Source organism: Eudoraea sp. (genome assembly GCF_049665975.1).
Lineage (GTDB): Bacteria > Bacteroidota > Bacteroidia > Flavobacteriales > Flavobacteriaceae > Eudoraea.
In genome coordinates, this window is record NZ_JBATGR010000451.1 from 1 (window position 1) to 1,998 (window position 1,998).

Annotated in this window: 1 pseudogene; it reads right to left on the reverse strand. The window is 42.7% G+C overall.

Features of this window, described 5'->3' with window-relative positions:
* Positions 1-1,979: pseudogene (locus tag WBN20_RS14775) on the reverse strand (Two component regulator three Y domain-containing protein); the annotation flags it as partial.
* Between the last annotated feature and the right edge of the window lie 19 nt (positions 1,980-1,998).

Sequence of the window (1,998 nt, forward strand, 5' to 3'; positions counted from 1 at the left end):
TCCTGAACCTGAATAAAATATGTTACTCCAAAGGTCACCTGTCCTGCAAAATCATGGGTGTCGATCCCGTTGACATTGGCCAGTACAAGTGGATCACCTACCAATCCAAAAAGATATGGAGCCGTACCTCCACTAGCCTGAAATCTGTATGTAATCCAAGGATCTGTACAATTAGCCGGTGGCACATCTAAAGGAGTAATGGTAATCTGATTTTGCGAAATGGTTACTATATCCCTGTCCTCACAGCCCGAAGCATCTTGTGTAACAACGGTATAGGTACCTGGAATTACGTTGGGGAAATTGGCCGATGTAGCCGCAGTGGGGCCTACAGTAGCCACTGTGTTCCCATTAATATCTAATAAGGTATAGGTATAATTAGCTGATCCGTTTGCCACTCCAGTTACATCAATGATCCCTTCAACTGTTCCGGCTGCACATACCGCATCGGTAACGGCAATTGTGGCATCGATTGGAACGCTGGCATTAATTGTGGCAGACAATAACGGAGTTACACAGCCACGGCTATCCCTGATCATAAATGTATTGTAGACTCCCGGTGCAAAACCAGAGAATATATTTTGTGAACTAAATGTGGCCCCGCTGTTATCACTATATTCATACGGTGGTACTCCAAAATTAGTATCGGGTACCAGGGTTATAATACCGTTATTATCGCCGCAGGTAGTATCTGTTGGATTTGCCGATCCTACAATACTCTCCGGAGGATCAATAGTAACTACATTAGTTTCTGTCGTACATCCCTGACTGTCGGTAACCAAAAACTGATAAGTAGTTGGTACCAAAATAGATCCATTGGGAATATCATAGATAAAGGAATTTCCGGTAATATTATTTGAATTTGAGGTATAAGGAGCACCAGCAATTCTTACTTCATAGATGTCATAGTCACCAGCTGAAGGGTATCCGTTAGAAATATTTACCTGGATCTGTGCAGAAATACCTCCACAAGTTAATGGCCTGATTATAGTGCCACTAGCTGTAATTTCGGGTTCTATGGTCAGAGTAATATTATCCCGACAATCATTGGCATCTATTACCTCAATGTTGTAGTTGCCCGGTGTTAGATTGATAAAAGTACTTGCGCCACCTAAAGGCCCGCCATTAACTCTGAATTGATATGGTGGAAGACCACCAACTGCATTCACTGCAAGGGTAGCCGCATCTACATTGTCATAACAGAAATCTGAAGCAGCTGCATCTAAACTGATTGTAGGGGAATTTAAAATTGTTAGTGTAAAACTATCCGTAACTGTACAACCATTGGCATCGGTTACACTTACCTGATACAAGCCATCTTGAGACAGGTTTGAAAAGGTATTTCCATTTTTTGGTCCTCGTGGTGTTAAGTCCGGTTGAATTAAGGTGTATCGGTTACCACCCCAACCACCAGCGGTATTAATTGTAACACTACCAATATTACCATTCTGACAGCTCATAGGGGTAACATTAAGGCTGGTTATAGCAAATGCCACAGCCGGTTCCTGAATCACCAAAGTTGCCGTATCCGCGCAATTAGTGTCCTCATCTGTAACCGTAATAGTATAACTACCTGCTGTTAATCCTGTAACATTTATTATTCCAGCTGATTGTCCATTAAATACCGGACCTGCATCAATCTGGTAGCGGTAAGTAGTATCAAACCCATCTACCAGGAAACGGCCTTCGCCATCGCTGTCTCCTACACATGTAACAACTTTTGTAGCCTGCGCCTGGACCGCAATAGAACTAATATCAGTAATAGCAAAGACTTCGTCATAGCTACACCCTGCATTATCAGTTACCCTAAAAGTATAAGTTCCCAGTCCCAGACCGGTAAAAACAGGATTGTTCCCATTGTTAATTGCACTGATCGCCGGGGCAATAATTTCGTAGTTATAGGGTGCTGCACCATCGGTAACAGCAACGGTAACCGAAGCGCTACTGGTTAAACAATCTATACTGGAAATGGTAAAGTCCATATCCGTTGGTTTGTCTAAT